The 23451-nt window shown below is 53.9% G+C and carries 22 protein-coding genes; 14 read left to right on the top strand and 8 right to left on the bottom strand.

Annotation, left to right across the window (positions count from 1 at the left end; translation table 11 throughout):
* The first annotated feature begins 89 nt into the window (after positions 1 to 89).
* From LT85_RS25445 to LT85_RS13870, 5 genes are all read left to right on the top strand, one after another.
* Positions 90 to 533, top strand: a complete 444-nt coding sequence (locus LT85_RS25445; protein ID WP_052135177.1) for a transposase — start codon at positions 90 to 92, stop codon at positions 531 to 533.
* Between the two features lie 101 nt (positions 534 to 634).
* Positions 635 to 1237, top strand: coding sequence for a hypothetical protein (locus LT85_RS13885; protein WP_038489706.1), 603 nt, complete (start codon positions 635 to 637; stop codon positions 1235 to 1237).
* A gap of 359 nt (positions 1238 to 1596) precedes the next feature.
* Positions 1597 to 2304, top strand: coding sequence for a class I SAM-dependent methyltransferase (locus LT85_RS13880; RefSeq protein ID WP_253273547.1), 708 nt, complete (start codon positions 1597 to 1599; stop codon positions 2302 to 2304).
* A gap of 145 nt (positions 2305 to 2449) precedes the next feature.
* Positions 2450 to 3799, top strand: a complete 1350-nt coding sequence (locus tag LT85_RS13875) for a tetratricopeptide repeat protein (RefSeq protein ID WP_172656982.1) — start codon at positions 2450 to 2452, stop codon at positions 3797 to 3799.
* A 612-nt stretch (positions 3800 to 4411) separates the two neighbouring features.
* Positions 4412 to 5989, top strand: coding sequence for an OmpA family protein (locus LT85_RS13870; protein ID WP_038489699.1), 1578 nt, complete (start codon positions 4412 to 4414; stop codon positions 5987 to 5989).
* 444 nt (positions 5990 to 6433) lie between these two features.
* On the opposite strand, the gene LT85_RS13865 is transcribed toward LT85_RS13870, so the two are convergent.
* A complete protein-coding gene (locus LT85_RS13865) occupies positions 6434 to 6910 on the bottom strand; it encodes an Lrp/AsnC family transcriptional regulator (RefSeq protein WP_038489696.1) in 477 nt (158 codons plus the stop codon).
* A gap of 245 nt (positions 6911 to 7155) precedes the next feature.
* Here LT85_RS13865 and LT85_RS13860 point away from each other — a divergent pair, with 245 nt between their 5' ends.
* From LT85_RS13860 to LT85_RS13845, 4 genes are all read left to right on the top strand, one after another.
* Positions 7156 to 8364 carry an amino acid aminotransferase gene (locus LT85_RS13860; RefSeq protein ID WP_038496204.1) on the top strand — a complete coding sequence of 403 codons (1209 nt, stop codon included), beginning with the start codon at positions 7156 to 7158 and terminating at the stop codon, positions 8362 to 8364.
* A gap of 45 nt (positions 8365 to 8409) precedes the next feature.
* Entirely contained in the window at positions 8410 to 8802 is a 393-nt protein-coding gene (locus LT85_RS13855; RefSeq protein WP_038489693.1) for a RidA family protein, read from the top strand.
* Between the two features lie 145 nt (positions 8803 to 8947).
* Complete coding sequence (locus LT85_RS13850; RefSeq protein WP_038489690.1) at positions 8948 to 10069, top strand: porin; 1122 nt, start codon at positions 8948 to 8950, stop codon at positions 10067 to 10069.
* Positions 10070 to 10138: 69 nt separating this feature from the next.
* Entirely contained in the window at positions 10139 to 11284 is a 1146-nt protein-coding gene (locus tag LT85_RS13845; RefSeq protein ID WP_038489687.1) for a branched-chain amino acid ABC transporter substrate-binding protein, read from the top strand.
* An 825-nt stretch (positions 11285 to 12109) separates the two neighbouring features.
* Here the strand turns inward: LT85_RS13845 and fusA are convergent.
* From fusA to LT85_RS13825, 3 genes are all read right to left on the bottom strand, one after another.
* Positions 12110 to 14155 carry an elongation factor G gene (gene fusA, locus LT85_RS13835; RefSeq protein WP_038489682.1) on the bottom strand — a complete coding sequence of 682 codons (2046 nt, stop codon included), beginning with the start codon at positions 14153 to 14155 and terminating at the stop codon, positions 12110 to 12112.
* 404 nt (positions 14156 to 14559) lie between these two features.
* A complete protein-coding gene (locus LT85_RS26615; RefSeq protein ID WP_156117528.1) occupies positions 14560 to 14733 on the bottom strand; it encodes a hypothetical protein in 174 nt (57 codons plus the stop codon).
* A 114-nt stretch (positions 14734 to 14847) separates the two neighbouring features.
* On the bottom strand, positions 14848 to 15984 hold the full coding sequence (locus LT85_RS13825) for an NHL repeat-containing protein (RefSeq protein WP_052135175.1): 1137 nt from the start codon (positions 15982 to 15984) through the stop codon (positions 14848 to 14850).
* Positions 15985 to 16235: 251 nt separating this feature from the next.
* Between LT85_RS13825 and LT85_RS13820 the strand changes: the two genes are divergently transcribed.
* Positions 16236 to 16925: a haloacid dehalogenase type II gene (locus LT85_RS13820; protein ID WP_038489676.1), complete on the top strand. Its 690-nt coding sequence runs from the start codon at positions 16236 to 16238 to the stop codon at positions 16923 to 16925.
* A gap of 5 nt (positions 16926 to 16930) precedes the next feature.
* On the opposite strand, the gene LT85_RS13815 is transcribed toward LT85_RS13820, so the two are convergent.
* A complete protein-coding gene (locus LT85_RS13815; protein WP_038489673.1) occupies positions 16931 to 18691 on the bottom strand; it encodes a chloride channel protein in 1761 nt (586 codons plus the stop codon).
* Positions 18692 to 18699: 8 nt separating this feature from the next.
* Complete coding sequence (locus LT85_RS13810; protein ID WP_038489672.1) at positions 18700 to 19107, bottom strand: MarR family winged helix-turn-helix transcriptional regulator; 408 nt, start codon at positions 19105 to 19107, stop codon at positions 18700 to 18702.
* 220 nt (positions 19108 to 19327) lie between these two features.
* Here LT85_RS13810 and LT85_RS13805 point away from each other — a divergent pair, with 220 nt between their 5' ends.
* On the top strand, positions 19328 to 19921 hold the full coding sequence (locus tag LT85_RS13805; protein WP_081992388.1) for a YdeI/OmpD-associated family protein: 594 nt from the start codon (positions 19328 to 19330) through the stop codon (positions 19919 to 19921).
* Between the two features lie 22 nt (positions 19922 to 19943).
* Here LT85_RS13805 and LT85_RS13800 read toward each other — a convergent pair whose 3' ends face one another.
* Together LT85_RS13800 and LT85_RS13795 are read right to left on the bottom strand one after the other, a co-directional pair.
* On the bottom strand, positions 19944 to 20306 hold the full coding sequence (locus LT85_RS13800) for a cupredoxin domain-containing protein (protein WP_038489669.1): 363 nt from the start codon (positions 20304 to 20306) through the stop codon (positions 19944 to 19946).
* 2 nt (positions 20307 to 20308) lie between these two features.
* Positions 20309 to 21229 carry a metallophosphoesterase gene (locus LT85_RS13795; RefSeq protein ID WP_038489666.1) on the bottom strand — a complete coding sequence of 307 codons (921 nt, stop codon included), beginning with the start codon at positions 21227 to 21229 and terminating at the stop codon, positions 20309 to 20311.
* 152 nt (positions 21230 to 21381) lie between these two features.
* Between LT85_RS13795 and LT85_RS13790 the strand changes: the two genes are divergently transcribed.
* From LT85_RS13790 to LT85_RS13780, 3 genes are all read left to right on the top strand, one after another.
* Positions 21382 to 21954, top strand: a complete 573-nt coding sequence (locus LT85_RS13790) for a sigma-70 family RNA polymerase sigma factor (RefSeq protein WP_038489662.1) — start codon at positions 21382 to 21384, stop codon at positions 21952 to 21954.
* Positions 21951 to 22721 carry an anti-sigma factor family protein gene (locus tag LT85_RS13785; RefSeq protein ID WP_081992383.1) on the top strand — a complete coding sequence of 257 codons (771 nt, stop codon included), beginning with the start codon at positions 21951 to 21953 and terminating at the stop codon, positions 22719 to 22721. The genes LT85_RS13790 and LT85_RS13785 overlap by 4 nt, the downstream gene beginning before the upstream one ends.
* 121 nt (positions 22722 to 22842) lie before the next feature.
* On the top strand, positions 22843 to 23409 hold the full coding sequence (locus tag LT85_RS13780; RefSeq protein WP_052135174.1) for a hypothetical protein: 567 nt from the start codon (positions 22843 to 22845) through the stop codon (positions 23407 to 23409).
* Positions 23410 to 23451 lie beyond the last annotated feature (42 nt).

The following is a 23451-nucleotide window of genomic DNA, read 5'->3' as shown; positions in this document are numbered from 1 at the left end:
GAATGGCATTGGAAGTGTCGCCGCAAAGAAGCATTCATGACTTTAATGCGGCGATTTTTTAGATATGTAAATTAGTATTGGAGTTCATCATGATTCTTCGAGACGATCAATGGAGAAGACTGGAGCCGTTAATGCTCGGTAAATACGGCGATTCGGGAGCTAAGGGACGCGACAACCGTCTATTTATCGATGCAGTACTTTGGTATGTGTTGGGAGAAAAGGGGGGATTGTGGAGCAAGTTGCCCTCGAAATTCGGGAAGTGGAATACCGTTTATATGCGCTTTAAGCGTTGGAATGAAAGTGGCATCTGGCAGCAACTCGTTGAAGATATAGCTGATGACGACGAGTTATATGGCGCAATCAAAAAAATCGCTGATTTAGGGGAGTACAGAAAAGTAAGTAAGGTGCGGAAGGCATTAAGGAAAACCAATCGGGAAGTTTATAACTCAAGTTTCGCCCAGGCTCCTATCAATGAAGAAGTCAGTTCTGAGACTGACGTTTCGACTTTGCACTGGTTGTCATTAGTAGGTTAGTGCTGAGATACAGGGCCAATTGGGGAGTTTAGGTTGACTGCCCGTTTTTACAAACGAGTCCTTGTCGCGCCCAGCTTGGCTACGATATAAGCTGTCTCGGCATGTTCGAGCAGGCCGAAGTTGTGCTGCGAGATGTGCTGCCGTTGTTGGAGTCCAACCCGAAAACCTACTACCAGATCAAATTGGAATTGGCGTTTGTGAAATACCGTCTGGGAAAATATCATGAAGCTCATTTGCTGCAAAAGTCACTTCATGAGCCTGAATGGTGTGAAGTTTGGACGCGGTTGATCTCATTCAACGGGGACAATAGCTGGTTCTTGCCATGCAAGGACAAGGTTCTCTGCGATCAATCGGTGGCAGGAAAAAGTATTTTGGTCGCCGGCGAAGGGGGTATCGGCGATCTGCTGCAATTTTCTCGATACATGGAAAATCTGTGGAAAGAGGGGGCTACGGTTATTTATTGCCAGGCGCTGCGAGCACTTCATGGCCTGCTGAAAAGTTGGAACATCTCGACTTGTTCATTTCGATTGATTCAGCACCTGCGCATCTGGCTGGTGCGCGTAATCGTCCTGTGTGGCTGTTGTTATCGCAGGCGTGTGATTATCGATGGTGCGACTGGCCGCGCTTCATACCTTGGTATTCCTCTATGCGCCTGTACCGCCAAACTACGCTGGGAGATTGGTCGCAAACGATTGCTGAAATGAGCGCGGTATTGCTTGTAAAAGACGACAAGTCAGGTCGGTAATGATAGAAATTTTGGAGTGGCACCTTATTCTAGCGTGGACAAATACTTCCAATCGTCGGGGATGGCTATTAAGAGGCTAGTTAAGATTGTCGCGAGCGGAATGTTTTTTTTCAGTGATGGGGTGATTTTCTGAGCGGCTCAACTCAGCAACCCTCATCAAAGTACAAGAGTTTGCCAGGATGACCATCCAGGGATGGCGTTCCCCATGACCGCCTTTTCACATTTCACTCCCCTATGAATCATAATCCTTACGCATGCAATAAAGTTCCAGAAATCACTCCGTGCAAATGTTGCGCTCAGACTTCAACGCTGGTTGGCGTGGTTGATTTTTCCAGATGCGGCGCGGATGTACATGCGGGTAAGAAGGTTGATCCCTATGCGGGCTGGCCGGTGTACTTTTACCGCTGCGGTGCTTGCGGCTTCACCTTCACCCGGGCGCTCGACAACTGGAGCGCCGAAGATTTTGCTACGCACATTTACAACGACGACTACGTCCGCCATGATCCGGATTACCTTGGCGCCAGGCCACGCTCCAATGCTGATCTAATCATGCACAACATGGGGAGCGTTAGGGAGCGGACCAGCTTGCTCGACTATGGTTCAGGCATGGGCTTGATGACTGAAATTCTCGAACAAAACGGCTTTGACTCCGTTGCCAGCTTCGATCCGTTCTCCTCCACCCGGCGTCCTGATCGACAGTTCAACATGGTGACTTGCTTCGAAGTATTCGAACACGTGCAGGACCCGATAGCCCTCGTCAAGGACATCAACAGATTCCTCAGCCCTGATGGCGCGGTGCTGTTCAGCACTTTGCTCTGTACACCACAAGCGGTTGATGGAGACTTGCACAACTGGTGGTATTGCGCGCCTCGCAACGGCCATATTTCCTTCTATACGCTGGAGGCGTTGACCGCGCTGGCGGCGCGCTTCGAGTTGCGGGTTCTCAGCTTTAGCGACGGTTTGCATGCAATGTACCGACCACAGATCGCGGAATGGCTGAAGCCATTCATGCCGTCAAACGGATAAGTAAGCAAATACCTGCGGTTCTAGTTGGAGAACCTTTTAATGAGGTCGAAAACATTGACCCGAAAGCCGCTGTGAAAACGATCAGGCGAGTAGGGTGCTATTTTCGATAAATACAAAATTAAAATAAGTTGTTGAAGTAATGAAAATGAATATCAAATTACATGCGACCTCAGATATTAGTCCACACGTCGCCGGATTTATAGTTGATCAGGATGGCTTTATTTTCTTTAAAGATGCTTTTCTCTTCCTGTCACCAAAAGAACGCGGCGTATTCCGCTTGTTGCTTGAGGCATGGCCGAAAGTGGTTTCCAAAGCGGAGTTTTCTAAGAGTATATGGGCAGGACGCATGTCCGACGACGCCCTTGTCCGTTGCATAACCAGACTTCGCTGTTCGCTGTCACCTTTTAAATTGATTCGGATAAATGCATTTTATAGGGGGGGATATCGATTAACAATTTTGCCTGAAGAGGTGGCGGCAAGCGCCTCAATTGTTTCGTCGTCAACTATCCATGCTCGCCCATTGGATCCTGAAAAAAATGATCCTGCACTGATTCAAGCGTGTATGCACGCGCGGCAATTGCTTGAGCAACGCTCCCTGGAAGCGATTGATCGAGCTGAACTGGTTTTACGAAACACAATTGCAAGCGCACCCGATTGCGTGGCTGCTAAATTACTTTTGGCGCAGTGTGCAGTGAGTAAAATAAACTACGGTGCTGACGTAAATCGATCTGTAATAGATAAAGGCTTGACGATGCTTGAATGGGTTGAGGGTATAGCGCCTCAAACATCTGGCTTGCAATCGCAAATAGGACATTTGTTAGATTGTAAATGGGATTTTCACGAAGCCCGTCTTCGGCATAAAAGGGCGTTGGCCATGTTTCCCGACGACGCCACTGCAAACCTGAATTATGGATTGCACCTGCTCATTGAGGGTGCTTATTCGGATGCCGTAGCCGTATTTCGCACCGCAGTTGAGTTAAACCCTTTCTCGCCGCATTTGGCCGTTATGCTCGCTCGTGCAGGTGCTTTAGCCAGCGGAGATGTGAACGAGGCTGTCACATTAGCTCGAGCCGCATACCTTTCTCATAAAGACAGTGTGCAAACTTATTTATATTTGCTATGCACATTGGCGACGAAGGATCCGCAACCTGAAATTGCACATGCGGCACGGCATTTTGCACGAACCCGTGCAACGTGGGCGCTTGCGTCCGGAGCTGTCTCCTATATTCTTGCACGGTGCGGAGATCATGCCGGGGCTCTTGAGATTGTTGAAAAAGAATCTAAAGAAGGCGCCAGCATTCACGCCATATATACGGCAGCACTACTGTCGATGGGGATGCTTGAAGAAGCAATGACGAGGGTAAAGAAGGCGGTGGCCTGTGGCTGTGGATCATTGCCAATAATATTGAATATGCCGGAAAATCTCGGGCTGCACAAACATCCTGATTACCCAGAGGTACGTTTGAGTGTATTTTCCCGTGTCGCGAATATGTAGCAATCCCCCATTCCATACCCATGCATTATTACTTGGCGTGCTTGCGCCGAAACGCATCTTGGATATCGGCTGGCCGTTCGCCAGCACCCTTGCATCGTGGTCTTCCTCAATGAAATAGAAAAGGTGTATCGCGATGTGCTGGAAATTAAGGGAAATCGCATTGAGACATCAGACGTTGGAGCGTACGGAAAAAGACGTTTATTTTTTCATGTAGGTTTATTTGAAAACAACTGAAAATAGACATTTTTTGACATTGAGTTCCATGAGGCGAATTCGGTAATGATATTGCTGCTGGTAATCGGATTATCAGCGCACCGTTGCATATGCCGTTTCACTCATTGTGGTTGATGAAATTATTGCCACCAACATGAAGAAATTTGTGTAAGAGGCTTCATTCATTATCTATTGTCCCCAAAAAGACAAAAATAGAATCCCCCCCCCCGCCCACTCACAAGTCAAATTTTTACGTCATTTAATGTAAGTAATTGTTCATTAAATTTCCTTGTTAGAATTCGATTTAATTAACATAAGTTCACCAATGGTTTAGTCAAAAACAGTTAGAGTTCATCGTTAATATTTTTCAACGTAACCATATTTTCTGGGGATACTAATATGAGTGTGAATCTCTTGCAGCTTGCGCAAACCATACTGGGTGGACAAACAATTCAGCTAATAGGCGCCCATTTCGGCATTGATGCAAACAAAGCCAAAACTGTTTTTGACACTGTCGTGCCAACATTGATTGGCTCTTTGGTGAAGAAGGCCGAGACGCCGGAAGGGGCTCGCGCATTGTATTCTTCGATCATGTCATCAAAAGTTGATGCCAATATTGGCAGCAATTTGACCAACGTGTTCAGTAATCCGGTAGCACTGAATAATTTGGTCAAAGTCGGTGGCGAGCAATCTGTCGGCTTGCTCGGCGGTAAAGCTGAAGATGTGGCAGCTGCTGTCGCTCAGCACACAAACGCTCCTGTCAGCACAGTAGAATCAATGACCGGCTTGGCTACGGCCACTTTGTTTGGCTTGATCAAAAATCACCTCCAAGCCAGCAATGGCCAGCAGCATGCGCTCATTTCTACGCTGGCGCACCAAGTGCAGTTCATTCATGGGAAATTGCCAGAGGGCGTATGGGCGGCGTTGGGCTTCGGTGCCGTGACAACGTTCTTCGAAGGTATTGGCGGCAAACTCAAAAATGCATTGTCGGCATTTCACGTAGAGATGCCGCAAGCTATGCGCCATAACGCGAGTGTTGTAGCGCCGGATGAAAAGAAATCAGGTCTTGCCAAATGGTGGTGGCTCATTCCATTGTTGGCCTTGGCTGCATTATTGTTCTTCCTGCGCGGTTGTAATAAAGAGGCGACCCCAGCAACAGCGCAAGTTGCAGCGCCTGCTGTTGCATCTGCCCCTGCCGTACTCGTGAACGAGCCGTCACTGTCGTTAACAACAGACAAAGACGGCAAAGCCGTCGTTACTGCGACGGTGGGTAGCGAGGAAGAAAAGGCCGCAATTTTGAGCGATTTGAAAAAGGTCTATGGCGATGCAGTTACCGCCGACATCAAAGTCGATTCGACGACCAAGCCTGCCGGCTGGCTGGAGAAATTGCCTGATTTGTTGACGAGCCTCAAGTTGCCAAATGCAGAGTTGACTATCAAGGGCAATAATATTGAGATCGGCGGCGCTGCAACAGATCCTAAGCTGGCTTTGCTTGATAAGACAAAAGCACTTTTCGGTGCAGGATATGTGGTTTCACAGTTCGATCTTTCCGAAGCCATAGCCAACAGCAAGAAAAAATTCGAAGATGCTCTGGCAGCGCTTAAACCGGGTTCTTGCACCACATCCGATGTGGTGGGGGCCATGAATACTTATGCGTTCAATTTTTCTTCTGGCTCTTTTGAAATTCCAAAGGAAGATGCTCTGGAATTCGGTAAGGCCGTAACTGCTATTCAGAGTTGCGCTAAAGATGCCAAGTTAGAAATCGATGGCCATACCGATAATGTCGGGGCACCTGCGACCAATATGGAATTGTCGAAAAAGCGTGCTGATTCTGTGCGCGATTTCTTTGTGTCAAAAGGTATTGCTGCCAGCGTTTTGACCACTAAGGCATATGGTGATTCAAAACCTGTTGGTGACAACGATATCGCTAGTGGCCGTTTCAAAAATCGTCGTATTGAATTTAGCGAGCAAAAGTAATTAATTTTGGATTTGGATTCAGCCCGCGCCGAAAGGTTAGCGGGCTTTTTTTATTGAAGCGTAGGGGAGTTGTCGCATTTTTTTCGCAACTTTGTCTATTACCATTACTCTGATGCGATTGATTTCATCGCTGGAGTCGTTGTATGCGGTAATTTAAATATATAAATTATTGTTGAAGAATGTTATCCACAATCCTTTTTTCTACTGCTTCCAGAACAAACATGAAGTCGGCGTTGCGCACCCTGTGTGCGCGTGTCAGTCACGTCTATCGCGATAATGACTGGCTGTTGGGTAAAGTGTTCACGACGCAACAAGCACCACTCAGCGCCTTGCTGGCATTGATCAAGAGAATTCTGGCTCGCAGCCGAAAGACAAGGACAAGTTGTATGCGCTGTATATGCCGGAAGTAGAATAAAAGATATTTTTCTTTTTCTTCGTATATGTTCAGGACGATAGCTTGATCAGGTCGAGCAGCGATCCATCTCTTTTCAACGTCGCCAGGACGATATTCGAATTTGTCGACATGACGCCGGGCGCTTTATGGAGCTGGTTTTGGACGAAATCGGAATAATGATCCAGGTTCCTGGTGCGGACTGTCAGCACGTAGTTTGTTGATCCCGTTACGATCCTCGCCTCAACTACTTCGGGCCAGCGGCCCAGAGCCTGAACGAAATTTTCATGCCAGCGATCGACGTCGTGCCGCATCGATACATGCACTATCGCTTCAAATTCCAGGCCGCATTCCTTGGCCGAAATTGCGCATCGGTATCCGGCGATCACGCCAGCATCTTCCATTAATTTCACCCGCCTGAAGCAAGCCGAGGCAGACAAGTTCACCGCATCGGCCAGTTCTTGATTGGTGGTTTTAGCATTCTTTTCCAGATGGCGAAGGATGCGCAAATCTGTCAGGTCGATATCCATATTGAAAATTTCACCAATAAACTAACAATTTACGAAATGGTTTTGCGTATTTCATTCAATGTGCGCTGCAGAAAGGAGAAATATTGAGCATCCTCTTTGATACCATATTTTTCACATAAAGAGATGCCTGCTCATCAAAAAAACCGGTCATGTCCCTTCGCCGCGTCAGCCGGACGCTCATCGAAGGTCTGCCGTCGATTGCGAAAGCGCGCGTCCGTTTTTTCATCCGCGGAGACCGAAAACCAATGTTCAAGCACATCCCTCCTTATCCAGGCGACCCGATCATGTCGCTGTTCGAGGCATTTCAAAAAGATCATCACCCACGCAAAATCAACCTCAGCATCGGCCTTTATTACGACAACGAGAACAATATCCCGGTCCTCGAGTGCGTACGCCGGGCGAAGGCGTTGCTCGCCAATGAGGACAAGCCGCATACCTACTTGCCGATGGAAGGGATGGCGTTGTATCGACAGATGCTGCAAGAAACCGTGTTCGGTAAGGACAGCCCAGTCTTGCGCGACAAGCGTGTCGCCACCATCCAATCCGTCGGCGGTTCCGGCGCGCTGCGTATCGGCGCCGATTTCCTGAAAACCTATTTTCCCGGCAGCGCGGTATGGGTCAGCGATCCGACCTGGGACAACCATCAGGTCATCTTCGCCGGCGCCGGCCTGGAAATCCATGCCTACCCCTATTACGACGAACTGACCAACAGCCTGAAGTTCGAGCAGATGCTCGGCTGCATCTCAACCTTGCCGGCGCATAGCATCGTTCTGCTGCAACCTTGTTGCCACAATCCGACAGGCATCGACATGTCGCGTGAGCAATGGCTTGAGCTGATTCCTGTGTTGCAGCAGCGGCGGTTGATTCCCTTCATGGATATGGCGTATCAGGGATTCGGCGACGGCCTCGACGAAGACGCCTGGGCGATCCGGACGATGGCCAATGCCGGCATGCCTTTCGTGGTCAGCAATTCCTTTTCGAAGAATTTTTCGCTGTATGGCGAACGCAGCGGCGGCTTGTCGTTCGTCGCCGCGAGCGAGGCTGAAGCGACCACGATCCTGGGGCAGTTGAAAGCTGCAGTGCGCCGCATCTATTCCAGCCCGCCGCTGTATGGCGCAAGACTGATTTCCACGGTATTGGGAACGCCGGAGCTGGCCGCTCAGTGGGATGCTGAAGTGGCGCAGATGCGGATTCGCATCCGCCATATGCGAACCTCGCTACAGCAGCTCCTGCAACACAAGTTGTCGGAAGCAGCGGCTGGCTATCTCACCGAACAACGCGGCATGTTCAGCTACACCGGCTTGTCCGCTGCGGAAGTCGATCGCCTGCGGGAAGAGCAGGGCGTCTATCTGTTGCGCTCCGGCCGCATGTGCGTGGCCGGCCTCAATGAGGCCAACATCGAACACGTCGCCGCATCGATGGCCGATATCTTGCGCGCCCGCATCAATCCCTGATCGCTTACGCAGAGCCGTCACTCAATAAAAAACAGGAGACCATGCATGCCTCAAATCATTGAAACAGGACTGCCGGCACCGTCGCAACCGTTCTCATGGGCGACCCATGCCAATGGCATCATGTATACGACGCACGGCCCGGTTGACGCCGACGGCAGGATAGCCGGCGCCGACATTACCGCACAGGCGGTGCTTACTTTCGACAATCTGGCGATGACGATTGCCGCCTCCGGCGCCGCCCTGGAGGACGTCGTGCAGGTTCTCATCTACATGCGTGCCGCCCAGGACATGCCGGCCATCGATGCCGTCTATCGGAAGTATTTCTCCAAGCCCTATCCAAACCGCAGCAGCGTCGCGGTGCAAGGTTTTGTGCATCCGGAGATGAGGATCGAGGTCATCGCCTACGTCAGGATTCCGCCGCAACCGGCACAGGCATAAGTGCAGGAACAAGTACAGAAATAAGCATAGAAATAAACACAGAAATAAGTACGGGATACACAGAAGCCCTGAATCGTTTTCGTTTCTCCGCAACAAAAAAACCATGCGGAGAAATTTCACTAGAAGTAAACAGGAGGAGACAAGTATGAAGACATTCCCAGCACAACTTGCCATAGGCATGCTCATCGCTGGCAGCGCATCAGCACAAACAGCTGTGACCATCTACGGTATCGCAGATATGTCGTTCGATCGTTTTTCAGGCAGTAACGGCGGCCTCCAATCAAACGCTACGGTGACGCGCCTTGACTCGAACGCCGGCAACAACCTGGCCGGCAGCCGGCTAGGCTTCAAGGGAAAAGAAGATCTGGGTGGCGGACTGAGCGCAGATTTTAAACTGGAAATGGGTATCCAGATGGACACCGGCGCCTCCGAGCAAGGCAGCAATGAGCTGTTCGGCCGCGCAGCAAACGTCGGCTTGAATGGCGGCTTCGGCTCAGTCCATCTCGGACGCCAGGATACGCCGGCATTCGAGCTGCTCAACAATATCGATCCAATGGGCGTCGGTTTGGCAGGTTCGTCCGGGAATATTCAAATCGGCAACAAAGCCCTGTTCCCGGTAGGCGGACTGAAGGGTGTGCCGGAGCAAGGCTGGATCGGTCTTGGCGCAATCCGGGCGAACAATAGCGTCCGTTACGACACGCCGAATCTGGGCAGATTTAGCGGCAGCGTATTGTATAGCCTGGGTGAAGTAGCCGGATCAAGCCAGGGGAGTGTCGGCGTGATCGGCCTCAATTACAAGCAAGGTCCGCTGTACGTCGGCTATGTGCATATCGACGATCATGGCGCCGGAGTGGTCAGTCCCGCCACTGTAGATTTCAATCAAAAAAGCGATGCCATTGGCGCCACTTATGACTTCGGCCCAGCCAAATTGCACGCGCTGGTCGCCACCAAAACGGCGCACTCTGCTGGCGTTACCGATAAAGCCAATTATTATCTGCTGGGCGTTAGCGCCCCGATCGGCAGCAGTACCCAGGCACTGGCGAGCTGGAATCGCTCTTCCGGCCGTAATTCCAATGCAAACAGCGCCGATCAATACGGCCTTGGTCTTCTGTACTCCTTGTCGAAACGGACCACGCTGTACACTTCCGTTGCCAAGATCATTAACAAAGGCAATGCAGCTTTCGGTATCGACGGCTATGCCAATCACGACGGCGCCGCTTTTGACTACTCAACGTTGTTCAACATGGGCATTACCCATTCTTTCTAAATTGGATGATCCCGCTGCAATCTACAAGTTGCAGCGGTCTAGTGTTTTTATAACTATTTGGAGACGTTCATGCAACTCACGAAAAAAATCGTTCCACTCACTGGAGCAATTGCCTTTGCAATAGCAGGTATGGCATCGGCGCAGGAACAGGTCGTTCGAATTGGCCATGTCGGCCCGCTTACCGGTGCTATCGCCCATTTGGGCAAAGACAACGAAAATGGCGCCCGCATGGCCATCGAAGAGTTAAATGCCAAAGGTATGACGCTGGGCGGCAAGAAAGTGAAATTCGAGCTGGACACGGAGGACGATGGCGCCGATCCCAAGCAAGCAACCACAGTTGCCCAGAAGCTGGTTGATGCCCACGTCAACGGCGTTATCGGCCATATGACTTCAGGGACTACGATTCCTGCATCGAAGATCTACTACGATGCCGGTATTCCGCAAATCTCGCCGTCGGCAACCAATCCGAAATATACCCTTCAGGGCTTTAACACCACCTTCCGCGTGGTCGCCAACGACGGCCAGCTGGGCGGCGCCCTGGGACGCTATGCGGCGCAATCTCTAAAAGCCAAGAACGTTGCCGTCATCGATGATCGTACGGCTTACGGCCAAGGCATTGCGGAAGAATTCACCAAATCGGCAAAAGGCGCCGGAGTACATATCGTTACAACCCAGTTCACCAACGATAAGGCGACCGATTTCACCGCCATCCTGACCGCAATCAAGGCGAAGAATCCGGACATGGTGTTTTTCGGCGGCATGGACGCGGTTGGCGGCCCGATGCTGCGACAGATGAAGCAACTCGGCATCAAAGTCAGATTCATGGGCGGCGATGGCTTGTGCAGCGCCGACTTGCCGAAATTGGCCGGCGACGGACTGGAAGACGATAAGGTAGTCTGCGCGGAAGCCGGCGGGGTCTCCGACGCCGACAAAAAACCGATGGAGGATTTCAAGGCCGCTTACAAGAAGCGGTTCGGCCAGGACGTGGTAATTTACGCCCCCTATGTTTACGATGCGTTGATGGCCATGGCCGATGCAATGCAAAAAGCCGACTCCTCCGATCCGAAGAAATATCTGCCATTCCTGGCCAAGATCGCTCACAAAGGCGTGACCGGCATGATTTCATTCGATGCCAAGGGCGACATCAAGGACGGTTCGTTGACTTTATATACCTATAAGGGTGGTGCGCGCACCAAAATAGCAACAGTCAAGTAATCGATTCAAGCCTGTGTATTCGTGCGCCCGTTCAGTGCTGCGAGCTTTAAGTGCATCATTGTACGGGTCAATCTTTCGGCAAGCCCATGCCCCGCTTCGGAGCCCGGGAAGGAGATATGTGTGGCGCATCGTGACAATTTATTGCTCCAAACCTTACCAAATTATGGTTCCAGAAATGGGCTCGCCTTTTTAGGGTGTCAAATTTAAAGGACACAAACAATGGCTGAAAAAATAAAACTGTGGTTCGAACTCTACTGTCCACAAGAAGGATATGTCAACGCGCTGGATAACCGCTTTGGTCGGCTACCGGAATTCTTTGCGGACAAGCGCATATACGAAACCGTAAGGAACAAAAACGCCGATGACGTCCTGCCTGTCGGCATGATCTATTCGGGTGGACAGATTACCTCGCGATGGTCAATACCGAGGCACCCTAGCTGGTGCGGCAGCGTTCAGCACACGATCTATAGATCGAGGTCTTCGCAAGAGGTGATCTAAACATCCCAGATGCCTGCACGGCAAAAGCAAATGCCCCGTAGAACAATGCATCAGGAGTGTTTTGAACGCGCTGCGTTCTGCGCATCAGTTGAATCAGATTTGCCCTGCAATCTGCGTTTAGCACGATCTGGGCGATTGACTTCCAGAACTTCGACTCCTTGCTCGCGCCATCTCACTTTACGTACCGACTGCGCTGGCGATTAATGGCGTGGAATTGTTTGTCGCTCGTGAGACCAGAAAGCTGAAAAACGAGATATCCCCAAATCCCTGACACCCACAAAAAAATGGCGGCAAATCCAATAAACCCGGATTCGCCGCCACCCTTGCTTAAGCCGCAATAGCTTCCGTATGCGAACTAGCGCTTGCCGCATGACGCGCATACACTGCGCTCGCAAACGCTCTTCCTTGCGACAACGAGCGCAGATCGGTCGTATGGCCGAACAGTCTCGCGAGCGGCACTTCACCCACGATCTCGACACGGCCGGCATGGTCTTCTATGCCAAGCACGCGGCCGCTGCGCCGTTGCAAGTCGCCGATGACGTCGCCGGCATTGGCAGTTGGCGCATCGACTGTGACCGTCATCACCGGTTCCAGTAGCACCGGGTGCGCTCGTTTCAGGCCTGCCAATACGCCGTCTTTGGCCGCGACCGTAAAGGTCATGTCGCTGCTGTCGACAGCGTGGTGGTCGCCATCGAGCAAGGTGACCTTGACGCCGGTGACGGGCTGGCCCAACGGACCTTGCGCCAATGCCTGCCGCACGCCTTTTTCCACTGCCGGGAAGAAGGCAGACGGAATGGCGCCGCCTTTTACCGCGTTTTCAAACGCAAATGCGCCGTCAAACGGTTCAACGCGCAGGACGACGCGTGCATACTGGCCTTTGCCGCCGTTCTGTTTCGAGACTTTGCCTTCGACTTGTACTGCGGGGCCATCGATGGTCTCCTTATATGCTACATGCGGCGCGCCGGCTTTCACGTCGACGCCGGCTTCCCGGCGTACCCGTTCCAGCACCACATCGAGATGCAGTTCGCCTTGGCCCCATAGCACCGTTTCACCGGTTTCCGGATTGCTTTCCAGCCGCAGCGAGGGATCTTCGCGGCGGAAGCGGTCCAGTGCGACGATCATCTTGGAGCGATCGCCGCCGTTGGCTGGTTCGACGGCGAGTGCAACCACCGGCTCGCCAGCCTGGATTGTTTCCAGCGTGAGCGGGACTGCCTTCGTCGATAGCGTTTGGCCGGTCAGCGCATCCTTCAATCCTGCAATCGCAATGATGCTGCCGGCGGACGCCTCTTCGACGCCGACTCTTCGGTCTGCATGCACGACATATAAACGGCCGATCCGCACCGGGGCGCCGAGCGTCGCATTCCATACGGTATCGCCTTCGCGTAGCGTGCCGCCATAGAGCCGCACGAACGACAGCGATCCATGGTCGTCATGGATTACTTTGAATACCAGGGCGGCGAGCGGGTCCGACGGCGAGGTTCCCACGCTGACGCTAGCACCAGCCAGCAAGCCGGTTGGCGCGGCGCGCTCTTCGGGCGATGGCAGCCAGTCAACGATGGCGTCCAGCAGCGGCTCGATGCCAGCGTTCTTGTAGGCCGAACCGGCGAACACCGGCACCGCACGGCGTGCGATGGTCATGGCTCGCAGTCCGGTCGCAATCTCGATAGCGGACAAGGTGTCGTTGTCGAGGTAGGCGCTGGTCAACGCATCGCTGGCGTCGGCAGCAACGGCCGCTGCATGCGCGTAGGCATCCAGCGCGATCGCGGCCAGGTTCTGCGGCAACGCAGACGATGTCATCAGGCCGCTGGCGTCCCATGACAACAGTCTCTGGCCGAGCACGTCTATAGCACCGGCGAAGGTGTCAGCGGCGCCGACCGGAATTGTCAGCGGCACGGGCAGGGCGTCCAGGCGGTCTCGCATCTGGCCGACCACACGCTCGAAGTCGGCGCCGACGCGGTCCATCTTGTTGACGAACACGATCATTGGCACCGCATGCTTTTGCGCCTGGCGCCAGACCGTTTCGGTCTGCGGCTGGATGCCTTCGACGCCGCTCAGCACGGCGATTGCGCCGTCAAGCACGCGTAGCGAGCGTTCCACCTCGATGGCGAAATCGATGTGGCCCGGCGTATCGATCAATGTGAAGGTGTGGCCGTTCCAGACAGCGCGCGTGGCCGCCGCGCCGATGGTGATGCCGCGTTCCTTTTCCAGGTCCATGTGATCCATAGTGGCGGCTCCGTCGTGGACTTCGCCGGCGCGATGAATTTCACCCGTTTTAAGCAGGATGCGTTCGGAGAGAGTGGTCTTGCCGGCGTCGATGTGCGCGATGATGCCGAAGTTGCGCGAGTTGGCGCGGAGGGTGGTTGTAGCAGTCATGATGGTACTTTCAAGCATGGCAGGCGGTCGTGGATTGTCCTGGGGGACAGCGCCGCGGGAGCCATGCGACCACCTATTGTTCGTGGCCCCGCGCGCGTTCTACGTCGACTTGCTTCATGATATATATGCTCCTGAGCAGTACTTCTTGTGTGGTGTTGCGAAAATGGGATGCCTGAAAAAGCAAAAAGGCCCGAAGTGGGCCTTTGCGATGGTGCTCGGTTAAGAGCGGATCAACGGGCGCACTTCAGCGGCCCGGAACGTTGCAAGCAACGCGCCGGGAGGGTTGAGGTAAAAAAGAGGATGTCCGTGGATTTCATGTTCGAGATGCTAAGGAGATTTCGAAAGCCTGTCAAATTCATGATAACTATCCCAGTCATAGTATTAACCTTGCCGCGGCGTTTTTTTTAGTTTCCGGAAAATGCAATAAGGCTGCATACAATGATGATGCAAAAACTCATTAGCACTACAGGAAGATGGGTTTTCTCTGCTTGTTTTACATAGCCTTTTTTGACCAGAACAATGGCGCCAAAAATGACAATAACGCCGATGGCGATAATGGGTAGCAGATCGTCATTCATTGAAGCATTCTTCTGTCGATCGAGTATTCATCCACATTTCAGGCATGGTGTTATTTCAAGACCTGTATCAGCTATCAAAAGAGCCAATCCTGTGCATGAAATGCGGACGCACAGTTAAAAATTGAAAAGACACAGGCACGAAGAACCGCTGCCGCCGGACAGCAGAGTAGTGACCTGCCCACCAGGCGTCACCTTACGTAGTAAATTGTTGCCGGTGTCGGCAACATACAAATTGTTCGCGGCATCGGCTGCGATGCCCTTGGGCTGGTTGAATTTTGCGTTGTTGCCGTTGCCATCCGCGCTGCCGGCATTGCCCGCCGCGCCGGCGATGGTGCTGACGATGCCAGATGCAGACACACTGCGTATTAACTGATTGCCGGTGTCCGCTATCCGGATATTGCCTGAGCTATCTACCACGATGCCATTCGGCTGGTTGAAGCTGGCCCGTGTTCCGCTACCGTCATTGCTGCCGCTATTGCCGGAGCTACCTGCCAAAGTACTGACGTCGCCAGCCGGGGTCAGTTTGCGTATCGTGTTGTTGCTCGTATCGGCGATATACAGATTGGTTGCGCTGTCGATCGCAATGCCAAGAGGCAGATTGAATTGTGCGTTGCTGCCATTGCCATCGCTGCTGCCGACATTGCCGGCGCTACCTGCCAGCGTAGTTACGATACCGGTCGGGGTGATTTTGCGCACTGTGTCGTTGCCGGTATCTGCGACGTAGAGATTGCCGGCCGTATCAAGCACCACTCCCCAAGGCTGATTGAAACGGGCATTCCCTGCAACGCCGTCAACTTGCCCGGTTTGTCCAGCGCTTCCCGCCAGGGTTGACACGACCCCGGCAGAGGTGATTTTTCGGATGGTATTGTTTTGAGTGTCGGCTACGTACAGGTTTCCCGAGACGTCCACTGCGATGCCGCCGGGTTGATTGAAGCGCGCGTTCTGTGCATTGCCGTCGGTGCTGCCGACATTGCCTGCGCTACCCGCCACCGTGGTCGCAACGCCGGCAGAAGTGACTTTGCGGATGGTATTGTTGCCGGTATCACTCACAAACAGATTGCCGGCAGCGTCGACGGCAATGCCGATAAGCTGGTTAAAGCGAACGTTGTTGCCGGTGCCGTCGCTACTGCCTGCGGTGGTGCTGGAACTCGTATTGTTGCAAGATGTCGTCTGGTCAGTCCGGCAGCACGCCGCAAGCGTCAAGCCGAGCAGGAAAAGGGTAAATCTGACAGGTAATTGGCGGAGTCGCATTTCAGCTCTGTGGGTCGGGCGTCAATCGGATTGGCGGAAAATATACAGGTTCTTAATCAACGATGCCACTTGCCGCTAGGCTTCCAGATTTGCGGTGGATATTCTGTGGTCATTGACCGGACTTTTAGTTGGTAAATGTGAGTACGGAGTGCTGTTATATAGCTATTCATGACAAATCGATATCATGATATTACCGGATTTCAATGGTTTCTCAATTGCAAGTCTGAATTATTTTTTCAAGGGAATGACATATGGAAAAGATACGCGGTATTGTTTTTGACCTCTACGGAACGCTTTACGATGTGCATTCGGTAGCGGGACTGTGCGACACATATCATCCCGGCCGAGGGCTTGAGATCAGTACTCTCTGGAGGCAAAAGCAACTCGAATACACTTGGCTGCGCAGCTTGATGGGGCAGTACGTCGATTTTGAGCAGGCAACGCGCGATGCCTTGCTCTTCACATCCAGATATTTGACATTGCCTCTGGACGATGCCGCGCGCATGGCGCTTTGCGATGCATATCTGAAGATCAAGCCGTATCCTGAGGTGCCGGAGGCGCTGGACAGGCTACAGGCGATGCATATGCCGCTCGCCATTTTATCTAACGGCTCCGCGCATTCCATTCGCAGCGTTGTGACGGCATCCGGCCTTGCGCACCGCTTTCAGCATCTGATCAGCGCTGACAGCGCGCAAATCTTCAAGCCGCACCACAGCGTGTACAAGCTGGCCGAAGATCAGCTGCAGCAGGATCGGTCAGCGATTCTGTTTGTTTCCTCAAATGCCTGGGATGCATCCGGTGCGCGCCATTTCGGCTATCCGGTGTGCTGGATCAATCGCGCAGGCAATCCCTTTGACGAGCTTGGCCAGTCCCCCGACCATGTCGTGGCCGGGCTGGACCAGTTGGTGCACTGGTTCGAAGAGCGGATTGGCGCGGGTTGAGGCGTTTAGCTCAATAGGCGTTCGCGTTTTTGCTCTTCGTCGAAAAACAGGCGCGATGGCTTGATCAGATCGCTGCGGCTGATGATGCCTATCAGACGCCGGCTTTGCAGGTCGCTGATTACAGGTAGCCGTTCGAGATGATGTGTCGCCATTCGCGCCGCCGCGATGCGGCAGGTTTCGGAAGGCAGGGCCACCAGGCTGTCTGTGATGTGCTTGTGCGCGGGATTGAACAAGGTTGTCAATGGATTGCCGCCATCGACTTGCGGGCCGAAACTGCTGCGTTCGACCATTCCCATCAAACCTTGTGCTTCGTCGACCACCGGATAGCAGCGATGCACCTGTTGCGCGCCGAAATAGCGTTCCAGGGTTTCGGCAATGGTCAGGTTGGCCGGGATCGAGGCCACCGTGTGGCTCATTACTTCATCGACATGCTGGCGCTCCAGCGGATCGACGCCATATTCACGATAGATGTGGTAGCCGCGTCGGGCAATTTTTTCCGTCATGATTGAGCGTTTCATGGTCAGTACGGTAAAGCCGTAGGCAACGCCGGTGGTGAGCAACAGGGGTAGCAGTGCATTGGTGTCATGGGTCAGGCCGAAGGCGAATACGGCAGCGGTCAACGGTGCGCCCAGCACGCCGGCCAGCACGGCCGCCATGCATACCAGCGGCCATAAATGCGCGTCGCCGCCCGGAAGTACCGGCGCCAGTACGGTGCCGAGGCCGGCGCCGATGATCAATAACGGCGCCAGGACACCGCCAGAAGTGCCGGAACCCAGCGCGATGACCCAGATAACCGCTTTGACCAGCAGCAGGCTCAAGGCCAATTGCAAGGCCAGGTTGCCGTCGAGCAGATCGCCGATGACGTCGTAGCCGACGCCAAGTGCGCGCGGTTCAAAATAGCCGCCTATGCCGACTGCGATGCCGCCCAGCGCCGGCCACCACATCCAATGGATCGGCAGTTTGCTGAAAATATCTTCAACGCGGTACAAGGCGGTTGACATCAACGCAGACAAGGCGCCGCCGAGAATGCCTGCTACCGCGCATGAAAACAGGGCGCTGAGACCGATTTCGTGCGTCTGCAAAGGGAACAGAGGACCAGAATCAAGCAGCAGCGGGCGCGTGAAGCCGGCGACGGCGCACGCCACGATCACTGGTAGCAGACTGCGTGGACGCAATTCGAACAGCAACAGTTCGACTGCCAGCAGCACTGCAGCTATCGGCGTACCGAACACTGCGGTCATGCCGGCTGCGGCGCCGGCGACCAGCAAGGTTTTGCGCTCCGCCGCAGTAAGATGAAAAAGCTGGGCGATCAGCGAGCCGATAGCGCCGCCGGTCATGATGATGGGTCCTTCTGCGCCGAAAGGGCCGCCGCTGCCGATCACGATGCCGGACGACAGTGGCTTGAGAATGGCGACCTTGGCTGACATCTTGCTCTTGCCGAACAGGATGGCTTCGATCGCTTCGGGAATGCCATGGCCGCGGATTTTTTCAGAGCCGAAACGTGCGATCAAGCCCACGATCAAACCACCCAGCACAGGCAGCAGGATGACCCACAGGCCGAGATGATTACCCGCCGGCGAACGTACGGCGAAGGACAGCGATTGGTAGAAGAACAGGTTGGTGAATAGCCGGATCAGGTTCAGCAGGGCGTAGGCAGCCAATGTGCCGAATCCGCCGATGACGACCGCGATCAAGGAAATGCGCAGCAGCCGGGTGTCGGCCGCGAAATCGCGTTTGTGGGAATGTAGCTCGGAGGACGTAGACATGGTCAAACCTAGGTATTGATGGAAGGGATTCTGAAAATATCGGTCAAGGTATTCAATTCGGCGTGATGCAGCTCCGCCAGTTTGGCCAGACAACGCTCGCCGTCCGCCAGCAGATGAATATTGACCTGGCGTCGATCGATCTCGCTGGTCCGGCGCTGTACCAGCTTCAGTTTTTCACAGCGGGATATCAGGGCGACTACGCTGTGATGCTGCGACTGCAGGCGTTCGGCAAGCTCGCCGACGCTGGCCCACTCGCGGCCAGGGGACCCTTTGACATGCAGCAGCAACAGATACTGTTGCGGCGTGACGCCTTCTGCCTGCGCGGCTTCTTCGCTAAAGCGCAAGAACTTGCGCAGTTGGTAACGGAAGGCGGACAAGGCTTCGAAGTCCTGTTTTGATAGGGATGAACTTGGCATTGGGTGGGGCGATAACCGTCGTATTGGGAAGAGGGGGATTTGACGAAGGTTGAAAATATATCATATTACGATATATTTTTCCAAGGCATAGATGGCGTCGGATGCGCGGGCATTTGCATGCAAAGTGAAAGTCGGGCGCACATGTCGTATATTGCCATTTGGAAAATAGGTGACAATAATGGACAACTCCCGATAACTCCTATTCGCGCAGGAAAAGACTATGAGCCGAGATCGCACTTCAACTGAAGAGGTATCGATATTGCGGTTTGATGACCGCAAGGCCTGGGTGGCGTGGCTGAAAAAGAACCATGGCACGTCGCCCGGGGTATGGCTACGCTTGGCCAAGAAAAATGCGGAGCGTGCCTCCGTATCCCATCCAGACGCGCTGGAGTCGGCTTTGTGTTACGGCTGGATAGACGGCCAGCGGAAGAGTGACGATGCGGAGCATTGGCTGCAACGATTCACGCCACGCTCGGCGCGCAGCATTTGGTCAAAGATCAATCGGGATAAGGCGCTGGCCCTGATTGCGTCGGGTCAGATGCAGCCGCCGGGGCACGACGAGGTAGAGCGGGCAAAGGCCGATGGCCGTTGGGATGCCGCCTATGACTCCGCCCGCACCTCGACGGTACCCGATGATTTGCAGCTGGCGCTCGATGAAAACGCTGCCGCACAGGCATTTTTTACTACGCTTGATTCACAAAACCGCTACGCCGTTCTGTTCAGGATTCAAACCGCGAAAAAGGCCGAAACCAGGGCCAAGCGGATCGCGGCCTTCACCCAGATGCTGAGCGAGCATAAAAAAATACATCCCTGATGGCATGGAAGCCCGCGCCGACTCAGGTAACGAACACAGCGCCAGTCATGCTTTCGTGTCCGGAACCGCAGAATACGTCGCAATGAAAGGCAAATTCGCCGGTCTTGTCCGGCGTGAAGCGCAAGCGTGAGGTGGTGCCGGGAAGGATATCCGTGCGTACGGCAAAGTCTGGCAAGTTGAAGCCCATGACCACATCGAGCGTGGTGAATTCGAGCGTCACCGGTACATTTTTTTTCAAACGGATCTCGCCCGGAGTGAAATCGAATTTCTTGGCGACGATTTTGATTACCCGTTCTTGCGATTGCGCCAGCACCAGCCCGGTGGCGGCAAGGCTGCTGGCAGCCATACTTGCCAGCAGCAGCCGGCGTTTGTGGAGGAGGTTCATGATCAGCCTTTCAGTACCGGTAGTTCAATCAGCTTGTAGATCATCGGCTGTGCCACTGTGGTGTTCACTTGCCGAAAGCCGAGGCCGCGATAGGGATAGGTGTCGTCCCATGGAAGCGGCGTGCGCTTGGGTTGGGAACCCGGCGCCGGCAAGGGAAAGATCAGAGACTTCGCTGCATGATGGGCGATATGGCCGGTCATGTGGTGATGCTCCTGATGGATATGGCCGTAGAACACGGTCACGTTCGCATGTGTCAGCAGGAGTTCCACTGCCTTGGCGCCGTCGCGTGTGGCCCAGTCCCATTGCGGATACAGGTCGAATAATGGACGATGCGTGAAAACCACGATGCGGGCGTCCGGCGGCAATTGCTTCAGTTCATCGGCCAGCCAGGCCAGCTGGGTCTCGCCAATGCTGCCGGTGGGATCGGAGACGTTGTCGATGACGATGAAATTGACGCCTTTATGGGAGAAGCTGTAGTGTGTTTTACCGAAAAATTCCTGATAGGCCTCGCCATGGTCTAGCGAGGCATCGTGTTCGCCGGGCATGAAATGAACAGTCTTTACCTTGAGCTCGGAGACGATCTCCTTGAATTCGCGCAGCCGTGTGCGGCGCTCTTGCGGATCGTCGGTGGTATGCGTCAGGTCGCCGGTGAAGACGATAAAATCCGGCATCTGCTCCAGGCTGTTCACCGCCGCCACGGCTTTTTTCAAGGTGCCGTGGGCATCCGGGTTGGGGGCGCCTTCAAAGCCCCAGTGAGTATCGGACAACTGGACGAAAAAGAAGTCTTCGTTCTGCATCCCGGGCTGGGCGGCGGCGCTGGCCCAGCCGCTCAGGCCGGAAACGTAGATGGCGCCGCCCATTCCTGCCAGTTTGAGGAAGTTGCGGCGACTGACGGCATTGGCGCTGGTTTGGGTAGGTTTCATGATCCCTCCGTGGTCCGTGTTATGGCGATCACTTGATCGACAAAACCCTATACCGGTGTACCCTTTCATTTATTCCCGCTTTTATTTTTATTTTCGGGAATATATTCTTCGTGTCGGCGGTCTTGTGTTGCATGAACCCTGGAAACGCGTGAATGAGCGACTCGATAAAAAAGAAGCGGTTCCAAACTGTGGTGTTGCCGCACCTGAACTCGGCGTTCAACCTGGCATGTTGGCTCACGCGCAACCGCCAGGATGCAGAGGACGTGGTGCAAGAGGCCTATCTGCGCGCTTTCAGGTTCTTCGACGGCTTTCACGGCGAAGATGGCCGCGCCTGGCTTCTGACGATTGTGCGTAATACCTTTTACAATTGGTATCAGGGCAGCCAGAAACAGCGTCAGGAAACGTCGTTTGATGAGGAGTTACATCAGGCCGCGCCCGGCGACGTCATCGGCCAGATGGCGGCTGATAACGATCCGGAGGCGCTGCTGATGCGCAAAGACAGTGAGCTGCAGCTGCAGCAGGCGCTGCAAGCTTTGCCGCTGGAATTTCGCGAGGTGATGGTAATGCGCGAGCTGGAAGAACTGTCGTATAAGCAAATCGCTGCAATTGTCGGCATACCGATCGGCACCGTCATGTCGCGCCTCGGCCGTGGCCGTAAATTGCTGGCGACGATTCTGGCGCCAACCAGTGCAGCGCCGGTTGCGCCGTCGAGGCAGGAGCGATGATGGATCATCAGGAAGTACTGGAGCTATTGCCCGCCTTTGCAGACCAGGAACTAGGCATAGTCGAGACGCTTGAAATCCAGCGTCATCTGGATGGTTGCGCTGATTGCCAGCGCGAATATGCGGCACAGCGTATCGTCAGCGCGCGCTTTAAAAAAGAGGCCAGCTATTTTGATGCGCCGCCGCATCTGGCGGAGCGCATCATCGCCGCCTTGCCGCAGGATACGGTCAGCACCAGGTTTTGGCATTTGGGCTGGAATAACTTCAACTGGCGCAATTTCGGCGCCGCCATGGCGACAATGCTGGCGCTGGCCTGGAGCGTCGGCCTGTATCTTAATCTGCCGTCAGACCAGGACAAACTCACCGACGAAGTGGTCGCCAGCCATGTGCGCTCGCTCCAGGTCGATCACCTGTCGGACGTGGTCTCGACCGACCAGCACACGGTCAAGCCCTGGTTTAACGGCAAACTGAATTTTTCTCCGCCTGTTGTCGATCTGGCGCCCCAGGGGTTTCCGCTGGTGGGCGGCCGTCTCGATTATCTTGGCGGCCGGCCGGTGGCGGCGTTGGTCTACCGACATGCGAAGCATCCGATCAATCTGTATATATGGCCCACCACCGACCGCGATGCGCCGCCGCAGTTGCAAAACAGGCAAGGCTTTCATCTGGTGCGCTGGACCTGGGATGGCATGAATTATTGGACGGTATCGGATCTGGCAGCCAATGACCTGGAGCAATTTGCCGGCATGGTGCGGTCAATGGTGCGGCAGTAATCCGGCCTTCGGATAGATTTATTTCCTTTGGGAACAAGTGTTCATCTTGCAACGCTGTACAATGCCGGCGGTGTATTATCGACAAGATGTTATCTTTTATCTCACTCCCTAGGAAATATTGATGAAAAAGCTTTTTTTGATTGGCCTGATGAGTTACTGCACAGTTGCTTTTGCTGGCGCTGGCGGCACGTTGCTGGAAGTGCCGGTGACTTATCATCCGGACGCCGGGGTGGTTGAAAAGGTCAAGCAAGAGTGCCAGATCGAGAACATGTTGTCGCATCGTGTCGGCCCGGTACTGGCCAAGTTGAACAAGGGTGGCGATGGTACGGTCGCTACAGGTGCCGATGCAGCCGGCGCAAACTTGCTGCGCTTGCAGATTACGCATGTACTGGGCGTTGGCGGTGGAGCATGGAGCGGTCCGAAAGCCATTACAGTCGCAGCCGATCTGCTCGACGCTGACGGTAAAGTACTGCGTCATACCAAGATCAATCGCTGGTCTGTTGGCGGCATGTTCGGCGCCTTCAAGGGAACTTGCACCATTCTCGACCGCAGCGCTGCCGCCATCGCCAAGGACCTGAGCCGCTGGGTGCGTGATCCTTCTTATCAAGTAGCGGATGAGCCGGAGCCGAAAGAGGCAGAAGCTGCGCCTGTTGCGGTACCCGAAGTGACACCCGAAAAAATCCAGTAGTTTTTTTGCGGTGCGGCAAATTGCAGATGCCGGCCGCGAAGC

The organism is Collimonas arenae (assembly GCF_000786695.1).
In the GTDB taxonomy this organism is placed as follows: domain Bacteria; phylum Pseudomonadota; class Gammaproteobacteria; order Burkholderiales; family Burkholderiaceae_D; genus Collimonas; species Collimonas arenae_A.
The sequence above is the reverse complement of the archived record's forward strand: the minus strand, read 5'-3'. Positions and strand labels throughout refer to the sequence as shown.